General features: G+C 34.6%; 22 protein-coding genes and 1 pseudogene. 14 read left to right on the top strand and 9 right to left on the bottom strand.

Annotated elements, in window-relative coordinates; translation table 11 throughout:
• The 3 genes and pseudogenes from WBY99_RS10060 to WBY99_RS10050 form a co-directional block, all read right to left on the bottom strand.
• Positions 1 to 347, bottom strand: a pseudogene (locus WBY99_RS10060) (GLPGLI family protein); the annotation flags it as partial.
• Between the two features lie 272 nt (positions 348 to 619).
• A complete protein-coding gene (locus WBY99_RS10055) occupies positions 620 to 742 on the bottom strand; it encodes a hypothetical protein (RefSeq protein ID WP_423976198.1) in 123 nt (40 codons plus the stop codon).
• A gap of 158 nt (positions 743 to 900) precedes the next feature.
• Complete coding sequence (locus tag WBY99_RS10050) at positions 901 to 1,077, bottom strand: hypothetical protein (RefSeq protein ID WP_423976197.1); 177 nt, start codon at positions 1,075 to 1,077, stop codon at positions 901 to 903.
• Between the two features lie 308 nt (positions 1,078 to 1,385).
• Between WBY99_RS10050 and WBY99_RS10045 the strand changes: the two genes are divergently transcribed.
• Positions 1,386 to 1,814: a DUF4268 domain-containing protein gene (locus tag WBY99_RS10045; protein ID WP_423976196.1), complete on the top strand. Its 429-nt coding sequence runs from the start codon at positions 1,386 to 1,388 to the stop codon at positions 1,812 to 1,814.
• A gap of 21 nt (positions 1,815 to 1,835) precedes the next feature.
• On the opposite strand, the gene gldG is transcribed toward WBY99_RS10045, so the two are convergent.
• From gldG to WBY99_RS10030, 3 genes are all read right to left on the bottom strand, one after another.
• A complete protein-coding gene (gene gldG, locus WBY99_RS10040; RefSeq protein WP_423976195.1) occupies positions 1,836 to 3,491 on the bottom strand; it encodes a gliding motility-associated ABC transporter substrate-binding protein GldG in 1,656 nt (551 codons plus the stop codon).
• Between the two features lie 23 nt (positions 3,492 to 3,514).
• Complete coding sequence (locus tag WBY99_RS10035) at positions 3,515 to 4,243, bottom strand: ABC transporter permease subunit (protein WP_423976194.1); 729 nt, start codon at positions 4,241 to 4,243, stop codon at positions 3,515 to 3,517.
• A gap of 133 nt (positions 4,244 to 4,376) precedes the next feature.
• Positions 4,377 to 4,916: a CopD family protein gene (locus WBY99_RS10030; RefSeq protein ID WP_423976193.1), complete on the bottom strand. Its 540-nt coding sequence runs from the start codon at positions 4,914 to 4,916 to the stop codon at positions 4,377 to 4,379.
• Between the two features lie 154 nt (positions 4,917 to 5,070).
• Here WBY99_RS10030 and WBY99_RS10025 point away from each other — a divergent pair, with 154 nt between their 5' ends.
• Positions 5,071 to 7,230: a M12 family metallo-peptidase gene (locus tag WBY99_RS10025; RefSeq protein WP_423976192.1), complete on the top strand. Its 2,160-nt coding sequence runs from the start codon at positions 5,071 to 5,073 to the stop codon at positions 7,228 to 7,230.
• Between the two features lie 67 nt (positions 7,231 to 7,297).
• On the opposite strand, the gene WBY99_RS10020 is transcribed toward WBY99_RS10025, so the two are convergent.
• A complete protein-coding gene (locus WBY99_RS10020; RefSeq protein ID WP_423976191.1) occupies positions 7,298 to 8,125 on the bottom strand; it encodes an SAM hydrolase/SAM-dependent halogenase family protein in 828 nt (275 codons plus the stop codon).
• Between the two features lie 128 nt (positions 8,126 to 8,253).
• Here WBY99_RS10020 and WBY99_RS10015 point away from each other — a divergent pair, with 128 nt between their 5' ends.
• The 3 genes from WBY99_RS10015 to WBY99_RS10005 all read left to right on the top strand — a co-directional run bounded on the left by WBY99_RS10015 (position 8,254) and on the right by WBY99_RS10005 (position 10,585).
• Positions 8,254 to 9,213, top strand: a complete 960-nt coding sequence (locus tag WBY99_RS10015; protein ID WP_423976190.1) for a PhoH family protein — start codon at positions 8,254 to 8,256, stop codon at positions 9,211 to 9,213.
• A gap of 222 nt (positions 9,214 to 9,435) precedes the next feature.
• Positions 9,436 to 9,915 (top strand): hypothetical protein, encoded by a 480-nt coding sequence (locus WBY99_RS10010; RefSeq protein ID WP_423976189.1) that lies wholly within the window; start codon positions 9,436 to 9,438, stop codon positions 9,913 to 9,915.
• A gap of 97 nt (positions 9,916 to 10,012) precedes the next feature.
• Complete coding sequence (locus WBY99_RS10005; RefSeq protein WP_423976188.1) at positions 10,013 to 10,585, top strand: outer membrane protein; 573 nt, start codon at positions 10,013 to 10,015, stop codon at positions 10,583 to 10,585.
• An 84-nt stretch (positions 10,586 to 10,669) separates the two neighbouring features.
• Here WBY99_RS10005 and ffh read toward each other — a convergent pair whose 3' ends face one another.
• Positions 10,670 to 12,037: a signal recognition particle protein gene (gene ffh, locus WBY99_RS10000; protein WP_423976187.1), complete on the bottom strand. Its 1,368-nt coding sequence runs from the start codon at positions 12,035 to 12,037 to the stop codon at positions 10,670 to 10,672.
• 420 nt (positions 12,038 to 12,457) lie between these two features.
• Here ffh and atpB point away from each other — a divergent pair, with 420 nt between their 5' ends.
• The 9 genes from atpB to WBY99_RS09955 all read left to right on the top strand — a co-directional run bounded on the left by atpB (position 12,458) and on the right by WBY99_RS09955 (position 20,043).
• Complete coding sequence (atpB, locus tag WBY99_RS09995; RefSeq protein WP_423976186.1) at positions 12,458 to 13,573, top strand: F0F1 ATP synthase subunit A; 1,116 nt, start codon at positions 12,458 to 12,460, stop codon at positions 13,571 to 13,573.
• A 37-nt stretch (positions 13,574 to 13,610) separates the two neighbouring features.
• Positions 13,611 to 13,832, top strand: coding sequence for an ATP synthase F0 subunit C (locus WBY99_RS09990; RefSeq protein ID WP_034716508.1), 222 nt, complete (start codon positions 13,611 to 13,613; stop codon positions 13,830 to 13,832).
• 94 nt (positions 13,833 to 13,926) lie between these two features.
• A complete protein-coding gene (gene atpF, locus WBY99_RS09985; protein ID WP_423976185.1) occupies positions 13,927 to 14,415 on the top strand; it encodes a F0F1 ATP synthase subunit B in 489 nt (162 codons plus the stop codon).
• 1 nt (position 14,416) lies between these two features.
• A complete protein-coding gene (gene atpH, locus WBY99_RS09980) occupies positions 14,417 to 14,956 on the top strand; it encodes an ATP synthase F1 subunit delta (protein ID WP_423976184.1) in 540 nt (179 codons plus the stop codon).
• Between the two features lie 18 nt (positions 14,957 to 14,974).
• Positions 14,975 to 16,552: a F0F1 ATP synthase subunit alpha gene (gene atpA / locus WBY99_RS09975; protein WP_423976183.1), complete on the top strand. Its 1,578-nt coding sequence runs from the start codon at positions 14,975 to 14,977 to the stop codon at positions 16,550 to 16,552.
• Between the two features lie 70 nt (positions 16,553 to 16,622).
• A complete protein-coding gene (gene atpG, locus WBY99_RS09970) occupies positions 16,623 to 17,480 on the top strand; it encodes an ATP synthase F1 subunit gamma (RefSeq protein WP_423976182.1) in 858 nt (285 codons plus the stop codon).
• A 158-nt stretch (positions 17,481 to 17,638) separates the two neighbouring features.
• Positions 17,639 to 18,997 carry a hemolysin family protein gene (locus WBY99_RS09965; RefSeq protein ID WP_423976181.1) on the top strand — a complete coding sequence of 453 codons (1,359 nt, stop codon included), beginning with the start codon at positions 17,639 to 17,641 and terminating at the stop codon, positions 18,995 to 18,997.
• Positions 18,998 to 19,029: 32 nt separating this feature from the next.
• Positions 19,030 to 19,347: an ATP-dependent Clp protease adaptor ClpS gene (locus WBY99_RS09960; protein ID WP_423976199.1), complete on the top strand. Its 318-nt coding sequence runs from the start codon at positions 19,030 to 19,032 to the stop codon at positions 19,345 to 19,347.
• A 42-nt stretch (positions 19,348 to 19,389) separates the two neighbouring features.
• A complete protein-coding gene (locus WBY99_RS09955) occupies positions 19,390 to 20,043 on the top strand; it encodes a rhomboid family intramembrane serine protease (RefSeq protein WP_423976180.1) in 654 nt (217 codons plus the stop codon).
• 230 nt (positions 20,044 to 20,273) lie between these two features.
• On the opposite strand, the gene prmC is transcribed toward WBY99_RS09955, so the two are convergent.
• Positions 20,274 to 21,046 (bottom strand): peptide chain release factor N(5)-glutamine methyltransferase (gene prmC, locus WBY99_RS09950; RefSeq protein ID WP_423976179.1); only part of this gene is annotated, 773 nt, incomplete at its 5' end.

Here is a 21,046-nt window from a genome sequence, read left to right as displayed (position 1 = left end):
TCTTTATCGAGATTCCAATTGATATTATTTTCAGTATCAAAAACAAATACATCATTAATTAGGTTATAATTATTGTAAGTATTTGAATTTTTTAATCGAACCACAACAGGAGTAGAAGTGTCCCAGAGTTGACTATTTTGTCCTTTTGTAATGTTTGTTGAATCAATTGTTACATAGTGATAATTATAAAATTTCACATTTTCTGGATTGATGTCCAAAGTCATATTTTCTTTTTTGAATTCAGTTTGCTTAGGATTTTGCTTAAACTTAAATTCATAAATAAATCGGTGAGTTTGAGCGGAAATTAATCCGAAACTAAAGGTGAAAATTAGAAGAAATATTTTCATAGCAGAATATTAAACGATATTTTGGAAACCATTACAGCTAACGAAAAAGTATTGGCGAAGTGCGGGTTTTCGAAGAACTTTAATTTAAGAAAGACCAAATGTAGCCGATGCTTTTTTCGTGAACTAAATTACTAAAAAAATGTGAATGAAAAAGAAGCGGTGGCTAAATGTTACAAATCTTTCAACGAAAACTTTCATCCGTGTAATTTTGGATATTGCTTTAGGAAGGTTTTATTTGCTTGATGAAATTCTGAATATCAAATTTGAAATCATTAACCCACCGATTTTACAATCGAAATAAAACTTAAAGTAATAATAAGAATCCCAATAACCACGAACATTTTCTTAATGGAAGTTTTGCTCGTCAACATAGCGGCGAAAGGTGCGGTATCCATCGTGAACACTTTGATGGGTAATTTATTTTTGAAAATAACATCGGTAAATTTGGTCTTCTTGACCTAAAGAACGTCATGTAAACCACAGTGTTGCTGGTTGCAATTCAGGCATTGCTCATGAAAATGGATACATCACAAATGGGATCATGTCAATAGGACTATTCACCAATCTGATAATCGTGGCAAGGGAAACCTCGGCTGGATTTGCCCCCAAAAAAATAACCGCCACCTTTTCTTTTTTTACTATCCCGAATTTCGGCTTTTTTCAGTTCGAGAAGAATATTTTCTAAAAACTTTAAAGGAATTTTTTTCTCATTTGCAATATCAGAAATCAAAACAGAACTTCGTCTTTTTTCTCGATGAGATAAGAAAGCGCTCTTAAACCATATTGTGATTTTTTGGATAGTATGAAGCAAGATTAGGTAAAAGTTTTTAGAAGCCAGAAAGAGTATCAGAGTAAACACTTTAACTTTTTTTTGCTACGAACATCTGAATTCTTAATTAGTAAAATTGAACTGAAATATTTTTTAAATAGAAAAATCTTTGTAAATCCATGTAATTTGTGCGCTCCAAAAAAAATAATGCGCTGCAACTCGATAGGATATGATATTTTGATTAGTTTCGCAGTTCTTAAATTATTTCAATGTTTAGCAAAGAAGAAGCACAACAACTTAGAAAAGAATTCTGGATCGCTTTTGGAAAAAGTTTTCCGCGAAAGTGGGTTTTGTATAATACCAAAATTAAAGATTTCGCCTTTAAATTTAATGCTGATCCAAAGAAAGCCGAAGTTTCACTGGATATAGAAATAAACGATGAACTCTTTCGCAATGCGTATTTCGAAAAAATGTGGTCGCTCGAATCGATTTTAGAAGAAGAATTAGGCGAGATTCATAAAGACGAATTTTACACTTTAGAAAACGGAAAAGTGATTTCTAGGTTTTGGGTTACCAAAGAAAATGTTTCTATTTACAATAAAAATACGTGGCAAGGAATCTTTGAATTTTTTGTTGAAAAAATGGATGGATTTGAAAAAGTCTTTTATGAATATGAGGATTTTATAAAAGATGTTTAAACTTCTTTGAACCTTGAAATTTTAGCTAAATTTCCGTTTTCTTAACCAATAAAAAAATCCTCCCAACAATCCAATAATTGCCAATGGAAGCAATAAATTAATCCATTGCCAGTCGGTTTTTTCTTCGTCGATTCTTTGCCGGTCGAGTAATCGGGCTTCGATATTTCGGTTTCTTAATTCCATTAAATTAGAATCGTCTACAAGAAAATCGAGGGCATTTCTCAGAAACTGCTCATTGCCATAAGATTGTTTCGTTAATAAATCTTCACCCAGTGGGAGCGGGTTTCCTTTATAAATTTGATTTCTTCCCACGTCACCGTCGGCGATAATAATCATCTTGTTTTCCGGACTTTGTGCTTTGAAATTAGGATAGATGTTTCGTTCACTTCTGGTGGCATAAGCGGAACTGAATTTTCCTTCTAAACTAACCGCATATATTTTGGGTTGAGTTGGTTTGTCAACTTCGCTCAACGAATCGGTCCGAACGATTTCAGCTAGAGCAACGTAATTAGGAACTTGTTTGATATTGGTTCTTTCACTCGATTCAAACAAAACTTTAGTCTTAATATTTTTGCGTCCTAAAGTATCAATCGAAGTTGGAAATTCAAATTTTACAGGATTGATATTTTTGGTAATCGGATTTTTATTTTCTGCAATTCCTAAAGGAAAATAAGGCCATAGAAAACTGCTGTATTGTGGATTTCCGGCAACTTCACCAGAGACGATTCTGATGAGTGCAGACTTCTTCATATCCTTTACCAAACCAGCATTTAATCGAATTCCATAATTAAAAAAGAAATCGGTTAAGTTCACATCCATCGGATAAGCCATGATTTTTTTGGCGTGAAAAAGCGTGTCCATTTCAGCATTCACGGCATCGATCATCCACAGGGTTTTTCCGCCATTCATGATGTATTGGTCCAGAATCACCTTTTCATTTTCGGTAAAAGCCTTTCTCGGTTTTGCGATGACCAAAGCATCCATGTGCTGAAGTTGCGGAACATCAGCGTAAGTCAGTTCTGTTTGATTTTTGGGGATAATCGGTCCGGCATTATAGTTTTCTAAAGCCATTTCCATAAAGCCGCGAAACTCATCTGGACGAAGTTCATCTTGATTGATTAGAATTCCGATATTTTTTTTACGGTCTTCAGTAATTCTTTTAATATTGGAAACAAAATTATATTCTAAGTTTTCTATCGATTTGCTCAATTGTTCAGAAGCATCAATTCCACTTAAATTAACGATTAAAGGAATCGAAGTTCCATGAGAGCCATATTTGATCGAGGCATAAGGAAACATCACGATTTCAGAAATTTTGCCTTCTTTCATATCGGGTAATATCGACGGTTGCATTCCCATCGCAGCCAAAGTATCTTTGGACATTTTGGTCTTAATCGGATCTATAAACTTAAAGTCTATTTTCGGATTTACTTTTCGAAATTCTTCTAAAATGAATTTTGTTTCGTTCTGCAACTGACGGAAACTCGCCGGAAAATCACCTTCCAAATAAACATTAAAAGTCAAAGGTTTTTTAACCGATTCTAAAACTTTAGTGGTCGATTCAGAAAGGGTATATCTTTTCTCTTGTGTAAGATCAAAACGCTTAGAGAAAATCCCGAAAGTTCCCAGTAATAAAACGAGAGCAAGAATACTATAGATGAGGTTTTTTTTGTTCATTTTAAAAGCGATAAAAAATTCAATTATTTTTTCTTTTCTACATAAATTTTGGCTAGGAATAAACAAATTCCAATTATTAAAAAGAAATAGAAAATATCACGAGTGTCGATTAATCCTCTTGTAAAAGCCATAAAATGTTGATAAAAGCCTATATTAGAAAGGAAATAATCTGCGCCACCCAATAATTTATAACTTGCCAATTGCTCGATTCCGAAATACAAAAAGAAAGACAGGAAAACGCCGAGCAAATACGCCATAATTTGGTTTTGAGAAAGTGATGAGGCTAAAATCCCGACTGCAGAAAAAGCGGCAATGAGAATCATTAAACCAAAATAACTTCCGAAGGTTGCGCCTAAATCAATATTTCCTTCTGGAACGCCTAAAACATAAACAGTGTATAAATAAACCAGTGAAGGTAACAAACATAAAATACCAACCAACCAAACGGACAAGAATTTGCCGATGATGATTTCTGATATTTTAATAGGTTGTGAAAATAACCAGTTTAGTGTTCCCGATTGTTGTTCTTCTGCCAAAGTCTTCATCGAAATTGCCGGAATAATAAACATTAAAAGCCAGGGAACGAGTACAAAATAACTTTGTAAAGTTGCGGATCCGATATCGAAAATATTAGAATCATTTTCAAAGAAGAATAAAAAAAGTGTTCCTATTAAACTAAAAGCAGCGATGATTAACCAGGCGCTCCAGTTTCCGAAATAAGTCCAAAGTTCTTTTTTTAATATTGCAATCATATTTTAATTTATCAAAGTATCAATATATTGATTTACCAATTTAGGTGAATGGTGAATTTCTTTGAGTGAATGGTGATTTTTCGTCGAGTCAATTTGTGAATTTCACTATTTACTATTTACTATTTACTATTTACTATTTCTTGTTAACGAGTTTCACGGTTGCCATAATAAGGGTGACTAAAACGATAAATCCTACAATTAATTGCCACCAGTATTCGATGACCATTGATTTTAAAATAACGGTAAAGACGACCAAGAATAAAATAAAAGTGGCTATTTCATTGGCTTGCCGAAGTTTGATATTGGCAATCGGAAGAATATTTCCGTGAAGATTTTTAATTTGCAACACTTTTTTCCAACACCAATAATGATAAAAGGCAAGTCCGACTAAAAAGGTTAATTTCAGATGAAACCAAGGCGTTTTCATTAAACCAAAATTCAGAGAAATCATGATTAAACCAGTGACCAGCATAATTATTCCGGCAGGAACGGTGATGATATTCCATAATCTTCGCGCCATAAAAACATATTGTTCCCGAAGAACCTGCTTTTTATTTTCTTCATACTCATCGGTATCTTTATAATAAACAAAGATTCGGGCGAGGTAGAAAACACCTGCGAAATAACTGACCATGAAAATAATATGAACGGCTTTGATAATGGTATAAAGCATTTGAAAAATTTGAAAGCAAAGATAAAGGAATTATCTCATAATTAGAATTTTGAAAATGATGGTTTTTTTTATTTGTGTTAAAATTTCGTTATCTAAAGGTAATCTCGATTTTTTTTGGTTTTTTTGTAAAATAATTAAATAAATAGTAAGTATTATGAAAAGAGTTTTCCAGTTGTTTTTCAGTTTGGTATTCTTTGCATTAGGATTTTCACAAGAGTTGAAGCCTGTCGCACAAAAAGTTAAGAATTTCAAAACAGCAAACAGAACATTTGTAAAGTATGACTTGTTTACGGTAGATAAGTCTAATAAAAAGCAGAACCTTTATAAGGAAGCCGCAGAAGACGTGACTGTAATGAAATTAAACACTTCTGAAATCAACCGAATTATTTCTGAAAAACCAGAGACTTTGGAAATGAGTTTTCCATTTGAAGGAAAGAATGTTTCTGTAGAGTTGATAAAAAATAATTTATTCACTCAGAATTTTAAAGTGAATACTGATAAAGGATTTGTACAATATACACCTGGAGTTTATTATCAAGGTATTGTAAAAGGTGATAACGAGTCTATCGTTGCAATTAGCTTTTTTGATAATGATGTGGCGGGTGTTGCTTCTGTTCAAAATGTTGGTAATATCGTTTTGGGAAAAGCAAAAAACTCAGAGGATTTTGTTTCTTATAATGATTCGAAATTAAAAGGTGAAAATCCTTTTGTATGCGGTGCAGACCAGCTTACGGAAAATAAACAAATTACAACATCTTACGATCCCAAAACAATGACAGCGAAAAAAACGTCGAATTGTGTAAGGATTTATTATGAAGTTGGTTTCGGACCATACACGCAAAATGGGTCAAATGTTACCACCACTGTAAACTGGTTAACTGCGATGCATAATAATATTTCTACCCTTTATGCAAATGACGGAATTACCGTAGCTTTAAGTGAAGTGTATGTTTGGACAAGTACAGATCCGTTTACTGGTACTCCATCAGAAATATTAGGGAAATTTAGAAGTACAAGAACGACCTTTAATGGAGATGTAGCACAACTTGTAAGGAATCCCGCAACGACGAGTATTGCTTATCTTAATGCTTTATGTGGTACTTATAAATATTCTTATTCAGGCGTAAATTTAACGTATTCAAATGTTCCGACTTATTCTTGGAATATCGAAGCAATGACTCATGAAATCGGTCATAATTTAGGTTCGCCGCATACTCATGCATGTTTTTGGAATGGCGACAATACGGCAATTGACGGCTGTGGCCCTGCTTCCGGAAATAATGAGGGTTGCAATGGTCCACTTCCAACAGGAGCTGGCGGGACAATCATGAGTTACTGCCATTTAGTAAGTAGTGTAGGCATTAATTTTGCTAATGGATTCGGTGAACAACCAGGAGCTTTAATCAGAAATACAATAAATGCTTCCAGATGTTTAGGAGGCGACTGTATTAATTCTTGTGATTTTACTGTTACGAAGTTGGCTTTATCGGGCACAACCAATAATGCAGTTACAGCGACAATTACAGACGATAAGTCAACTAGTTGGAAATACCGACTTGCAAAAACAGATGGCACAATAGTTCTTTCAGGAATTACTAATGATAAAGTACTTAATTTCACCAATTTAGAAGAGGGGACGTATTACACCGTAGCAGTTGGTGTAGAGTGTACCGGTCCAGAAGCTTTGGGTCTTGAGCAATTATTTTTAACAGATGCGAACTGGTGCAGTGGAATTAAATTTACTGATCCAGGTGGTGAAAATGCAAATTATGGTAACAACCAATCAATCACTAAAACCTTCTATCCTTTAAATCCTGCCGATAAGTTAAAACTTACATTTACTGAGTTTGATACTGAGCCGGGTCTAGATTATTTAATTATTTATAATGGTCCTACGATTACCTCTCCAAGATTTCCCGGTCCTTCAACTATAAGTGGAAACACGATTCCTGGACCTTTTGAATCTAGCCATGCAACTGGCGCAATTACGGTAAGATTTATTTCAAATAATACGAATACTGCTCCGGGTTGGGTTTCAAGTTTTGAATGTAAGTCTTTAGGAACCAGCGAAAGTTCCCGTGCAAATGCGATAGCTGTTTCGCCAAGTGCTACGAAAGGAATTTTCACCATAAGTTCTAAAGATCAAATTCAATCTTATCAAGTGTTTGATGCTTCTGGTAAATTAGTAAAAACAGGAGCCAAATCTTCTGGATTACAAGAAAAGATAGATCTTTCTGCCACACCTTCTGGAACTTACATGGTGAGCATTGTAACCACAAAAGAAACGGTGATTAAGAAAATCATTAAACCATAAAAGGAATTATAGTATAATAAGAATAGCCGACGTTTGAAATGTCGGCTATTTTTATTTTAAAGTTTTTTTATTGATATTCGATATAGATGCTTTCGCCAACTTGCAAACCAAAAAGTGTTTTGGCGCCGCTTTCACCATTTCCTTTATAGATCGTTAATTCCAGCAAACCAGCGTCATTAAAAACCGCAGCCGCTTTCCCATGAAATTCTTGTTCCTTGGTCCAGTCATGAACCAAATCCGTGTATTGATTATGTATTCTAGACAATGCTAAATTTCTAAACTTTAAGATGAAATTTTCAAAACCAATACCGCTTTTTTCAAAGAATTTTTTGGTAATATTAGAAACCACATTTCCAAAATTATCGATGTACATAATTTCACCAATCAGCATTTTTTCACTTTCATTAAAGACGGCACGAGGGAAAGAAAGTTGTTTTGGAGTTTTAAATTTCCGACCAATAACTTCAGGCAAACCACCATTTTTAAGATGCACCGCAGCTGGTGCAAAAATATCGGTTGAGGTAAAGGAGACTTCATCATCAAAACGGTTATTGAAGGTGATTTCATATACCGCTTCCGGATTGATATCATAAAAAATCAAGCTCAAAACTCCATTATCTGCAGCGATGAAATAATGGTCATCTGCTTTATAGAGAATGCATTTTCTTTCTTTGGTGTAAAAACTGTCCACGGAGATAATATGAACCGTACCTTTTGGGAAATAAGAATAAGCATTTCTTACAATATAAGCGGTCTGCAGAAGATTGTATGCCTGTATTTGATGCGTGATATCAACAATAGTAACCTCTTCTTTTAAATTCAAAATAGCACCTTTTACAGAAGCAACTCTGTGATCGACCAATCCGTAATCTGAAGTGAAGGTAATAACTGACATGTTTATTTTTAGGAAAGCACAAATTTAGTTTAAAAAAAATATTTTAAGCATCATTGTGGAAAAGTTAGCCTGATATTTGAAATAAAATTGATACTTTTAATCAAAATAAAAATTAAAACCGCAGATCAATGTTTGAACTGAAATACGAAATTGAAGGCATCGATGCCAAAACTTTTTATGGAGTCAATAACCAATATTTTAATTTATTAAAATCTAAATTTCCTACGCTGAAAATTACAGGAAGAGATCATTTCATCCTTGCTTTAGGAACTCAGGAAGCCTTGGATGTATTGAAAATTAAATTAAATGATGTCGTAAGTTTTATATCAAAGAACAATTCGATTACGTTAAAAGATTTCGAAAGCATCTTAAATCTAAAAGATGAAGCCGAAAAACAAATGGTTTTCGATCAGGATATTATTGTAAAAGGAGTTAATGGTAAAATCATTAAAGCCAAAACCACTAATCTAAAAAAGTTAGTAAAAGCGTCTGAAACTAAAGACATGGTATTTGCCATTGGACCAGCCGGAACAGGAAAAACGTACACCAGCGTTGCATTGGCAGTAAGAGCCTTGCGGGATAAAGAAGTGAAGAGAATTATTTTGACGAGACCTGCCGTAGAAGCAGGGGAGAGTTTGGGTTTTCTGCCCGGAGATTTGAAAGAAAAATTAGATCCTTATTTACAGCCACTTTATGATGCGCTTCGTGATATGATTCCTCATGAGAAGTTAGAAGGTTTTATCGAAAAAAATGTTATTGAAGTAGCTCCGCTTGCGTTTATGAGAGGACGAACTCTGGATGAAGCTTTCGTTATATTAGATGAGGCACAAAATACGACGCATTCTCAAATGAAAATGTTTCTCACCAGAATGGGTATGAATGCTAAATTCATCATCACCGGTGATCCAACTCAGGTTGATTTACCGATGCGGCAAAAGTCTGGTTTGAAAGAGGCTATGCGGATTCTAAAGGACGTAGAAGAAATTGGATTTGTACATCTTACAGAAGAAGATGTGGTGAGACATCCTGTGGTTAGAAAAATTATTAATGCTTACGGAAAAGAGGAAAAAAGACAACGTGAAGAATAGTTCACCATTTATCATGTAGGTTTTTGATGTAATAAATAAAACAAATAGTGTTTTTGAAATTGATGCTCTTGTAATAAGATTTTTTTAAACATAGCGTTTGTCTTCTTTTGAGATAAAATAATTTTCATTAGAATGTGATTTATGGTATGAAATATTTGTTAGTGCTTGGTTAATTTAAAAAAAATAGTTTTACATTTACATAACAATTAAAATTTTAAAACCATGAAAAAAGTATTGTTAGTAGGTGCTATTGCACTTTTTGGAGCAGTAAATGCTCAAACAGCAGGAAATTTCAAATTAGGTGCCCATGTTGGGCTGCCTGTTGGTGATGCTAGTTCTTCTACTAGTGTATTACTTGGTATAGATGCAGCTTATATGTGGCCAGTTGCAGCAGAATTTAATTTAGGAGTTGCTACGGGATATTCTGCGTGGATAGGGAAAAGTGGTCATAATACGGACAGTATGATTCCAATAGCAGCAGCGGCAGAATATAAACTCTCTCCACAATTTAGTTTGGGAGTAGATTTAGGATATGGTTTGCTTTTTGCGAGTGGGACAAGTGATGGTGGATTTTATTTTCAGCCAAAAGCTGCTTACCATTTTGGACCAAGTGAAGTGTATGTAGGGTATTTGGGATTGTCTAGAAACGGATATACTGCAAGCGCAATTAATTTAGGATATGCTTACTCTTTTGGTAAGTAATTTCTAAAAAACACTTATTAAATCCCGCTTTTGGCGGGTTTTTTTGTTTTGAATTCTATTAATAAAAAATATATCTTTCCAATTAAAATTTTAAAATATGAAAAAAGTATTACTTTTTGGTGCAATTGTATTTTTCGGAGCAGTGAATGCTCAAACTGAAAAAGGAACATGGATGGTATCTGGCAAATCTGAAATTGCTTTTAATTCAACAAATGCTAAAGCAAAATTGAAAGGTCAAGAAGTAAGTGAAATTAAAACATCAACATTTTCTTTTGCTCCTGCTGCTGGTTATTTTATAATTGATTATTTGGCTATTGGTGTAGGTTTGAATTATACAAACTCAAAAGTTGAAGATTCAAAATCTGATACTTTTGTTATTATTCCTCAATTGTCATATTTTTTTCCAGTTACGGGAGAGGTTAAACCTTATGTTGAAGCAGGTGTAGGATACGCTACAAATAAAACAACTGAAGGAAATGCAGATTTTAAATTAAATGGTATAGCATACGGATTTGGAGCGGGTGTTGCTTATTTTGTAAAGCCAAATGTTGCCTTAAATTTAGGATTAAATTATTCAGCACTTCATCTAAAGTACAGTGAGAATAAAGATTTTGAAAGTGATACAAATAATTTAGGACTAGGAATTGGTATTTCTGTATTCTTGAAATAGTAATTGTATTTTTAACAAGTAAAAACTCCCGAATCATAAGGATTCGGGAGTTTTATATTTTTGCCAATGGCCAGTTGCTAATTTTTATCTTCCAAATAGATTGCCGCCCATTCCTGGCATTTTCGGCATTCCTTTACTCATCATTTCCATCATTTGTTTTCCTTGTGGTCCCTGCATCATTTTCATCATTTTCCCCATCTGCTCAAACTGTTTCATCAAAGCATTTACATCTTCAATTTTTCTGCCGGCACCTCTGGCAATTCTATTTTTTCTTTGAGTATTGATGAGCGAAGGCCTTCTTCTTTCTTCCGGCGTCATCGAGTGAATAATCGCTTCGATGTGTTTAAAAGCATCATCTTGAATATCAACATCTTTAATGGCTTTTCCAACTCCTGGAATCATTCCCATTAAATCTTTCATATTCCCCATTTTTTTAATCTGATTGATTTGTTTTAAGAAATCATCAAAACCAAATTCATTTTTGGCAATTTTTTTATGAAGTTTTTTCGCTTCTTCCTCGTCAAATTGTTCCTGCGCTCTTTCTACTAATGAAACCACGTCACCCATTCCAAGAATACGATCCGCCATTCTTTCCGGATAGAACACATCAAGTGCTTCCATTTTTTCACCGGTCGAAATAAATTTAATTGGTTTTTCTACTACCGAACGAATCGTCAAAGCTGCTCCACCTCGCGTATCACCATCTAATTTCGTAAGAACAACTCCGTCAAAATTCAATGCATCATTAAAGGCTTTCGCAGTATTCACAGCATCTTGTCCAGTCATCGAATCCACTACGAAAAGCGTTTCTTCTGGTTTGATGAAATAATGAATGGATTTAATCTCGTTCATCATTGCTTCATCAACAGCCAAACGTCCTGCGGTATCCACAATCACAACATCGTGACCGTTTTCTTTCGCAAATTTCACTGCATTTTCTGCAATAGAGGAAGGATTTAATGCGCCTTCTTCGGTATAAACCGGGATTCCTGTTTGTGAACCTAATACTTTTAACTGCTCAATTGCAGCTGGTCTGTAAACGTCACATGCCACCAAAAGTGGTTTTTTATTTCTTTTTTGTTTTAAATAATTCGCTAATTTTCCAGAAAAAGTTGTTTTACCAGAACCTTGTAAACCTGCAATTAAGATAACGCTAGGTTTCCCGGAAAGATTAATCCCTTCATGGGTACTTCCCATTAATTCAACCAATTCGTCGTGAACGATTTTGGTCATTAACTGTCCCGGCGTTAAACTCGTCAATACATTTTGCCCGAGTGCTTTGTCCTGAACTCGCTTGGTGAGGTCTTTTGCTACTTTGTAATTAACGTCGGCATCAACCAACGCACGGCGAATTTCCTTTACCGTTTCTGCAACGTTAATTTCTGAAATTTTACCACGCCCTGAAATATTCTGAAGCGCTTTATCTAATTTATCCTGTAAGCTATTGAACATAATTTTTCTTTAAGAGTTGCAAAAATAAGGAATTTCGTTCAATTATTCTAAAGTTGCTTATTTTTGCAGAATGAATATAACCAATTTAGTTTTAGTATTTGTTTCTGCAGCATTATTAAATGTAATTATTTATTATGTTTTTAAAAAATATCTGATGAAAACAGAAAACCCTGCAATGTTATTTCTTGTGGTCAATATTTTTAAGGATATTATCTGGGTAGGGTATTGGCTTATTAATTTAGAAACGAACCAGACCAATTTTCTATTTGTAATCGGAATCTTTTTAGTTACTTCTTTTGTCTTATATTTCAAAGTAATACGGTTGTTAAATCGTTCCTGAAAATAACTGATAAAAATCAATTTTTTGTATTGGTAAGTTTTAATAAATTCAATATATTTGCAAACCGATAAATTTGACCTATGAACAAGAGAATTTCTTCTTTATTTTTCGTTTTATTTCTTACGCTTGCAAGTGTTTTCACTTATGCACAGCAAGAAGTTGAAGCAACAACCCCGGAAACTTTAGAACAGAAAATTGTAGATGATAATCAAAAATTCAATGCGAAGGAAATGATTATGAGCCACATTAGCGATGCGAATGAGTGGCATATCTTAACTTTACACGAAGGAACGCCGGAAGAGCACCACGTTTCTATTCCTTTACCAGTAATTATTAAAGATAAAAACGGACTTCATATGATGATGTCAAGTTCGATTGCTCACGGTCATGAACACGACGGTTATACTTTAGAAAATGGTATTGTAAAATCGACTCAAGGCTTAGAACACGCAAAATTATTTTCAGTAATGAGTGGAAAGCATACAGCAGAAAATGCATTTTATGATTTCTCTATTACCAAAAACGTAGCGGCGATTTTTATCTCGATCTTCTTTATGTTCTTTGTATTTATAGGAATGGCGAGAGGGTATGCTAAATCTTTAGTGCCAAGTGGATTTGGTAGATTTATGGAGCCAATTATTCTTTTCATTAGAGATGAAGTAGCGATTCCTAATATCGGGGCTAAAAAATATAAAAAATTCATGCCTTACTTATTAACCGTATTTTTCTTTATTTGGTTTAATAATATGTTTGGTTTGATTCCATTTGCGCCATTCGGTTATAACTTAACAGGAAACATCGCAACAACAGCGGTTTTAGCAATTATCACTTTATTAATTACCATCTTCAGTGCGAACAAAGATTACTGGAAACATATCTTCATGCCACCAGTACCTTTATTATTGTACCCGATCATGGTTCCAATTGAAATCATTGGGGTTTTCACAAAACCATTTGCATTAATGATGCGTCTATTTGCAAACATTACTGCAGGTCACATTATGGTATTGGCGATTATGTCATTGATCTTTATCTTTAAAACACCGCTTTTAGGATTCGCTTCAGTTCCACTTGGGCTATTTATCGGATTATTGGAATTGTTGGTAGCAGCTTTACAGGCATATATCTTTACCGTTCTTTCAGCTTTGTTTATTGGAATCGCAGTTGCGGAACACGAACACGAAGGAGCACATTAATTAACTTAGAATATTTTTAACCTATATATTTTTTATTATGGAAATCATTTCACAAGGAACTGGACTTATTTACGTAGGAATCGGATTAGCAGTATTAGGCGTTGGTCTAGGTATTGGTAAAATCGGTGGACACGCAATGGATGCTATTGCAAGACAACCAGAGCAAGCAGGTAAAATCCAAGGAGCAATGCTTATTGCTGCTGGTCTTATCGAGGGTGCTGGTTTGATCGCGATTATCTTTGGAGCGTTCGTTAAATAAGAAACCTCAGAAATCAATTCTTAGCAGCGCGGTTGGCTCTGCTAAGAATTTTTTAAATTCCATATAGAAAAAAAATTACAAAAAAATTACAATTATGATAGAACCGGGAATTGGCTTATTGTTTTGGATGACTCTAACCTTTTTAATCCTCTTGTTTTTATTGGCAAAGTTTGCTTGGAAGCCAATTATGGCTGCAATTAACGAAAGAGAAGTTACCATCGTAGATTCTCTGAACCAAGCGAAATTAGCAAAACAAGAAGTTGAAAACTTGAAAGCTGAAAACGAAATCATCATCCGTGAGGCAAAAATCGAACGTGACCAGATTTTGAAAGAAGCCAGAGATATTAGAGATAGAATCGTAGGTGAAGCAAAAGGTCTTGCTAAAACAGAAGGCGATAAAATGATTGAATCTGCTAGACAAACCATCCAGGCAGAAAAATCTGCTGCGGTTTCGGATATCAAAAGCCAAATTGGTTCTTTGTCTGTAAATATCGCAGAATCTATTTTGAAACAAAAATTAGATAACGATGGTGCGCAAGATGCATTAGTAGCAAATATCCTTAATACTTCTAACTTAAACTAGTATGCGTACAAGTAAAGTTGCAAAAAGGTATGCACAAGGCTTGCTCAATTTCACGCAGGAAGTAGGAAATACAACTTCTGTTTTTGGTGAAATGAAAGACTTGGTGAATACCATCGAAAAATCAAAAGAGTTGCAAAGCTTTTTTAATTCTCCGATTATTGATAGCAAGAAAAAAATTAGCATTGCTAATGAAATCTTCAAAAGTTTCTCAGCAGTTTCCCAGAATATCATTCAGTTGGTTATTAAGCAGGGTAGAGAAGGACAGTTGAGCAATATCGGTCAAGAATTTATTAACAAAGTGGAAGACATGAATGGAGTACAAAGAATTACTTTGACTTCTGCAACTGCGCTTTCTCAGGACAATATGAATAATATCCTGAAATCAACAACACTTGTTAATCATAATAACCAATTCGACGTGAAATCAATTATCAATCCTGATATTTTAGGAGGATATATCTTACGTGTTGGAGATCAACAAATAGACGCATCGGTAAAATCAAAATTAAGCCGATTGAAAAAAGAATTTCAATTAAATTAAGACAAAAACAACCATAAAATGGCAGAAATAAATCCGGCAGAAGTATCTGCAATTCTTAAACAGCAGTTAGCCAACTTCGATACGCAATCTAATGTAGAAGAAGTAGGAACGGTATTAACCATCGGTGATGGTATTGCTTTAGTGTACGGTTTAGAAAATGTTCAGTACGGTGAATTGGTAAAATTCCAAAGCGGTGTTGAAGGAATCGTTCTTAACCTTGCTGAAGATAATGTAGGGGTCGCTCTTTTGGGTGAATCCAAATTAGTAAAAGAAGGTGATACTGTTAACAGAACTCAAAGAATTTCATCTATTAAAGTAGGAGAAGGAATGTTGGGTAGAGTAGTAGATACCTTAGGAAATCCTATTGATGGTAAAGGACCAATCACAGGTGAAACTTACGAATTACCTTTGGAAAGAAAAGCACCAGGAGTAATTTTCAGACAGCCGGTTACTGAACCATTACAAACGGGTATTGTTGCAATCGACTCTATGATTCCTGTTGGTAGAGGACAAAGAGAATTAATCATCGGTGACCGTCAGACAGGGAAAACTGTTGTAGCGATTGACACGATTATTAATCAAAGAGAATTTTATGATGCAGGCGAACCTGTATTCTGTATATATGTTGCAATTGGACAAAAAGGTTCTACCGTTGCACAAATTGTAAAAACATTAGAAGATAAAGGCGCTTTAGCTTATACCGTAATTGTTGCAGCAAACGCTTCTGACCCAGCTCCGATGCAGGTTTATGCACCAATGGCCGGAGCAGCAATTGGTGAGTTCTTCCGTGATACTGGTCGTCCAGCATTAATTATCTATGATGATTTATCCAAACAAGCGGTTGCTTACCGTGAGCTTTCTCTTTTGTTGAGAAGACCACCGGGCCGTGAAGCTTATCCAGGAGACGTTTTCTATCTTCACTCCAGATTATTGGAAAGAGCAGCAAAAGTAATCAGTGATGATACCATTGCAGCACAAATGAACGATTTACCAGATTCATTGAGACCTTTGGTAAAAGGAGGAGGTTCTTTAACCGCACTTCCAATTATCGAAACTCAGGCAGGTGACGTTTCTGCTTATATTCCAACCAACGTAATTTCAATTACAGACGGTCAGATTTTCTTGGAAACAGATTTATTTAACTCAGGAGTTCGTCCGGCAATTAACGTAGGGATCTCGGTTTCTCGTGTTGGAGGTAATGCTCAGATTAAATCAATGAAAAAAGTTTCTGGAACTTTGAAATTAGATCAAGCTCAATATAAAGAGCTAGAAGCATTTGCTAAATTTGGTTCAGACTTAGATGCTTCAACTCAAGCAGTTATTTCTAAAGGAGAAAGAAACGTAGAAATCTTGAAACAACCAGTAAACTCTCCACTTCCTGTGGATAGCCAAGTGGCAATGATTTACGTTGGAACAGAAAACTTATTGAGAAATATCCCAATCGAGAAAGTAAAAGAATTCCAAATAGAATATGTAGCGTTCCTAAGATCAAAACATCCTGAAACAATGGCAGCCATTAAATCTGGAAAAATTGATAAAGCAATTACAGATGTTCTAAAACAAGCCGCTATCGAATTAGCGTCGAAATACAACTAAAAAATATTCAATTTTCAGTATTCAAGATTTTCAATTTTGAATACTGAATTTTAAACTTTGATTTCAAAGAATGGCAAATTTAAAGGAAATACGAGGAAGAATTACTTCAATCTCTTCGACAATGCAAATTACGAGTGCAATGAAAATGGTTTCGGCAGCGAAACTAAAGAAAGCAACCGATGCTATTGTAATGTTGAGACCTTACTCAGAAAAATTGCAAGAAATTATAGAAAATGTAAGTTCTACGGTAGACTTAGAAGGAGTGTCTAGTTATACCGAAGAAAGAGAAGTGAAGAAAGTTCTTTACATTGTTGTTACTTCTAATAAAGGTCTTGCAGGTGCATTTAACTCTGCTGTAATTAAAGAATTGAATCATTCGATTGCAGATTCGGAGCATGAAATAGAAATTCTTACCGTTGGTAAAAAAGTCTATGATGCAGTTCGCAGAAGCAAAAAAGTGTACGATAATCAAAGTGCGATTTTTGATGGTATGAGTTTCGAAGTTGTTTCTAATTTCGTAGAAAATGTAATGAGAGATTATCGTGAGGGGAGTTTCGATAAAGTATATGTGATTTACAATAAGTTCATTAATGCCGCTACTCAGGAAGTAATTAAAGAACAATTATTACCAATCGCATTACCAGAAAAAACTGAGATTACTAATACCGATTATATCTTTGAGCCAAATGCTACAGAAATATTAGAAGTATTAATGCCGAAGTCTATAAAAACTCAGGTTTACAAAGCGATTTTGGATTCAGTAGCTTCAGAGCACGGTGCCAGAATGACCGCAATGCACAAAGCAACCGACAACGCAGAAGCATTGAGAAATGATCTGAAAATTTTCTACAACAAAGCACGTCAAGCTGCAATTACCAATGAAATTTTGGAAATTGTTGGAGGAGCTGAGGCATTGAAGAATTCGTAAATTATAAGTGAAGAATTGGTTTTTCTCTTATAAATAATATAAAGCACCGACATTGATCGGTGCTTTTTTTTGTGAAAAAGTATAAATGCTATTCTATAAATAACTGATTTTAATTATTTTATTTGCGTACCTTTGTCGCAATATTTTTAAATTTCTAAATGGATTCTGACATAATTAAGCTTTTATTAGCTGTGTTCTTAGTAGTACTGAATGGTTTTTTCGTAGCCGCAGAATTCTCAATCGTTAAAGTCCGTTATTCACAAATCCAACTGAAAGCCGCAGACGGAGATTCGATGGCTAAACAGGCGGAGCATATTATCAAGCATTTAGATGCATATCTTTCTGCAACTCAATTGGGGATTACATTAGCGTCTCTTGCATTGGGTTGGGTCGGTGAAAGTGCAATGCATCATGTTATTGAAAATTTATTTCACTATTTTAATTTAGCGATTGCAGATGGCACAATTACGACCATCTCACTTGTATTAAGTTTCTTGATTATTACAGTAATGCATATTGTCTTTGGAGAATTAATTCCGAAATCAATTGCGATTAGAAAATCTGAAGCAACTGCCATGACAATCGCAATGCCATTGCGTGTTTTCTACACGGTATTCAAACCATTTATTTGGTCCATGAACCACATGTCAAATGCATTCTTGCGTTTGATGAAAATTCACCCCGCATCAGAACAGGAAATTCACTCCACCGAAGAGTTACAATTGCTTGTAAAACAATCTGCTGATTCTGGTGAAATTGAAGAAGAAAATTACGAAATCATCAAAAATGCTTTTGATTTTACAGATCATTCTGCCAAACAAATCATGATCCCAAGACAGAATATTTCGTCCATTGATATTGAAGAACCGATAGAAGATATCATCAGTATAATTATGGAAGGTGGTTATTCCAGACTTCCAGTCTATAAAGATTCTATTGATAATATTATCGGAATATTTTACGCCAAAGAAATCATTCGGGAATATGTAAAGAGAAAAGGAGAGATCGATCATGATGATTTAAAGCATTTAATGCGCGATGCCTTTTTTGTGGTTGGGAGTAAAAAAATCTCTGATTTGCTGAAAGTATTCCAACAGAAAAAACAGCATTTAGCAGTAGTGATTGATGAGTTTGGTGGGACTGAAGGTATTGTTACCTTGGAAGATATTTTAGAAGAATTGGTCGGCGAGATTCAGGATGAAGAAGATGAAGAAGAAAGAATCGTCGATAAAGTAGGAGAAAATGTTTTCTGGGTAAAATCGACACAACCTTTAGATGAAATCAACGAAAGTCTCCCCAAAAAATTCCCGCTTTCCGAAGATGGTGAATACAATACTTTGGCAGGTTTTATTTTACATGAACTCGAAGATATTCCGGAAGAAAATCAAGAGTTTACTATTAATAATTATCATGTTAAGATTCTGAAAATGCAGAATAAAAGTGTGGATTTGGTTGAGTTAATCTACGACGAACCAAACATCATGAATGATATGGCTAATGAAATTGGTGAAATTTAATTTAAAGAATGCTAATTTTTAAAATTAAAGAAATGGGTGTATATTATAATATTCCTGCAAATATTAAGGACTACGAAAAACCGCAGAGAGAGTACGAGGAAGATATTGCGGTCTTAGAAAAAGAAGACGAAGTTTATAAACTGATTTTGTGGAATGACGATGTCAATACTTTTGATTACGTCATAGAAGCACTCATCGAAATTTGCGGTCACACCTTAGAACAGGCAGAACAATGTACAATGCTCGTTCATTACAAAGGAAAATGCACTGTAAAAACCGGGAGTTTAGAGAAACTAAAAACCATGCACGAAAAATTATTAGCAAGAAGTTTAACTTCAGAAATTGTTTAAACCGAAGTTTCGAATACCGAAACTTTTATTTTATAAAAAATTATGAGTCCAGTTTTATTGATCATTATTGCAGGCACGGCAATTTTCAGTTATATCGCTTTTAGCAATCACGCTCTTTTCGAAAAATACAAATTCAATGTAGGAGCGATTTTGCGCAACAAAGAATATGTGCGTTTAATTTCTGCAGGTTTTTTGCACGCAGATTTAATGCATTTGTTATTCAATATGATGACGCTGTATTTCTTCGCACCCATCGTTATCCAGGTTTTCGGAGCGTTCGGATTCTTGCTGGTTTATTTTGGTTCGATTCTTTTAGGAAATATTTTTTCGCTCTATTTATACAAAAATCAATCTTGGTATTCAGCGATCGGAGCGAGTGGTGGAGTATCTGGAATTTTGTTCGCATCCATCGCGATGATTCCAGATATGAAACTTTATTTTTTCTTTATTCTTCCAATTACTGGATTTGTTTTCGGCTTTTTATATTTCGCCTATTCAGTTTACATGATGTTGAATCCGAAACAGCATGACAATGTCGGACATGCCGCACATTTAGGCGGTGCATTTTTCGGTTTGGTTTATGCGGTAGCGTTGCAGCCGGAGCGGGCTATCGAGAACGCATTTTACTTAGGAATCATGGCGCTTCCACTAATTTATATGACCTACATGGTTTTCGTTAAGAAGAGAATTAACTAGAATTTTCAGGAGCACTAGGATTTCTGTTTCTTAGAGAAACCCGTCCCGCTGTCCGCTATATCTTTTTTTCCGCTGCGCTACAAAAAAGGATGCCGCTTCCATCGGGGCTAGAATTTCAGGGGGTTTGTTATTTGAAAGAAAAAAGTAACGGCAGAAAAGTTTTTCAAAAGCGATAAGATGATTTTCAGTTTATTTATATAAAGTCAACGACAATTCGCTTTAGCCAAAACTTATTTCCTGCCCCAAACAAACCTTTCATTTTCCGACAAGTCTTTCATCAAATAAACCTCCGATAAAACTTGGGTAAACAAATCTCTAGTTTCTTCGCCTAATTTCTGATTGATTTCCAAAAAAACCATTCCGTTTTCTGACAAATGATTTTCACAATCTTCTGCAATCTTTTCGTAGAAAATCAAAGCATTTTCAGTCGGAGAAAATAACGCCATTTTCGGTTCAAACTCTTTTACCGAATCTGCGATTTCATCTTCTTCCTCCATCCCGATATAAGGCGGATTCGAAATAATAACGTCATAAATTTCAGTCAAATTTCCGGTCAGATAATCCTGATGGATAAAATGAATTTCAGCCTGATGAAAATCTGCATTTCTTTTGGCCGTTTTCAAAGCGTTTTCAGAAAAATCAATAGCAGAAACTTCCGCTTCCGGAAATTTTTTCTTCATCAAAATCGGAATAATTCCGCTTCCCGTTCCAATATCCAAAATCTTCAAACCTTGAATTTTAAACGTTGAACTTTGAATCTTATGAATTGCCAATTCCAACAATTCTTCCGTTTCAGGTCTTGGAATCAGCACGTTTTCGTCAACGAAAAATTTCAGACCGTAAAATTCGGTTTCGCCTAAAATTTGTTGATAAGGTTTCCCCGTTTTTAATTCATTAATAATCGTTTTCAAATCTTCGAGATGAATTGCCAGAAGTTTTTGATTTATGAATTTTCTTTGCTGAAATTTATTGAAGCCGATGATTTTTTCAACGAAAATAGAGT

The organism is Kaistella sp. (assembly GCF_049588135.1).
GTDB lineage: Bacteria > Bacteroidota > Bacteroidia > Flavobacteriales > Weeksellaceae > Kaistella.
This window is presented reverse-complemented; position numbering and strand designations above follow the sequence as displayed.

Excerpts from the sequence above, each read along its gene's own strand:
- WBY99_RS10045 (WP_423976196.1), top strand. The coding sequence starts at position 1,386 with ATGTTTAGCAAAGAAGAAGCACAACAACTTAGAAAAGAATTCTGGATC.
- ffh (WP_423976187.1), bottom strand. The coding sequence starts at position 12,037 with ATGTTCAATAGCTTACAGGATAAATTAGATAAAGCGCTTCAGAATATT.
- WBY99_RS10035 (WP_423976194.1), bottom strand. The coding sequence starts at position 4,243 with ATGATTGCAATATTAAAAAAAGAACTTTGGACTTATTTCGGAAACTGG.
- atpA (WP_423976183.1), top strand. The coding sequence starts at position 14,975 with ATGGCAGAAATAAATCCGGCAGAAGTATCTGCAATTCTTAAACAGCAG.
- WBY99_RS09965 (WP_423976181.1), top strand. The coding sequence starts at position 17,639 with ATGGATTCTGACATAATTAAGCTTTTATTAGCTGTGTTCTTAGTAGTA.
- WBY99_RS09960 (WP_423976199.1), top strand. The coding sequence starts at position 19,030 with ATGGGTGTATATTATAATATTCCTGCAAATATTAAGGACTACGAAAAA.
- WBY99_RS10025 (WP_423976192.1), top strand. The coding sequence starts at position 5,071 with ATGAAAAGAGTTTTCCAGTTGTTTTTCAGTTTGGTATTCTTTGCATTA.
- WBY99_RS10010 (WP_423976189.1), top strand. The coding sequence starts at position 9,436 with ATGAAAAAAGTATTGTTAGTAGGTGCTATTGCACTTTTTGGAGCAGTA.
- atpF (WP_423976185.1), top strand. The coding sequence starts at position 13,927 with ATGATAGAACCGGGAATTGGCTTATTGTTTTGGATGACTCTAACCTTT.
- WBY99_RS09955 (WP_423976180.1), top strand. The coding sequence starts at position 19,390 with ATGAGTCCAGTTTTATTGATCATTATTGCAGGCACGGCAATTTTCAGT.
- WBY99_RS09990 (WP_034716508.1), top strand. The coding sequence starts at position 13,611 with ATGGAAATCATTTCACAAGGAACTGGACTTATTTACGTAGGAATCGGA.
- WBY99_RS10030 (WP_423976193.1), bottom strand. The coding sequence starts at position 4,916 with ATGCTTTATACCATTATCAAAGCCGTTCATATTATTTTCATGGTCAGT.
- gldG (WP_423976195.1), bottom strand. The coding sequence starts at position 3,491 with ATGAACAAAAAAAACCTCATCTATAGTATTCTTGCTCTCGTTTTATTA.
- WBY99_RS10055 (WP_423976198.1), bottom strand. The coding sequence starts at position 742 with ATGGATACCGCACCTTTCGCCGCTATGTTGACGAGCAAAACTTCCATT.
- atpG (WP_423976182.1), top strand. The coding sequence starts at position 16,623 with ATGGCAAATTTAAAGGAAATACGAGGAAGAATTACTTCAATCTCTTCG.
- WBY99_RS10015 (WP_423976190.1), top strand. The coding sequence starts at position 8,254 with ATGTTTGAACTGAAATACGAAATTGAAGGCATCGATGCCAAAACTTTT.
- WBY99_RS10005 (WP_423976188.1), top strand. The coding sequence starts at position 10,013 with ATGAAAAAAGTATTACTTTTTGGTGCAATTGTATTTTTCGGAGCAGTG.
- atpH (WP_423976184.1), top strand. The coding sequence starts at position 14,417 with ATGCGTACAAGTAAAGTTGCAAAAAGGTATGCACAAGGCTTGCTCAAT.
- atpB (WP_423976186.1), top strand. The coding sequence starts at position 12,458 with ATGAACAAGAGAATTTCTTCTTTATTTTTCGTTTTATTTCTTACGCTT.
- WBY99_RS10020 (WP_423976191.1), bottom strand. The coding sequence starts at position 8,125 with ATGTCAGTTATTACCTTCACTTCAGATTACGGATTGGTCGATCACAGA.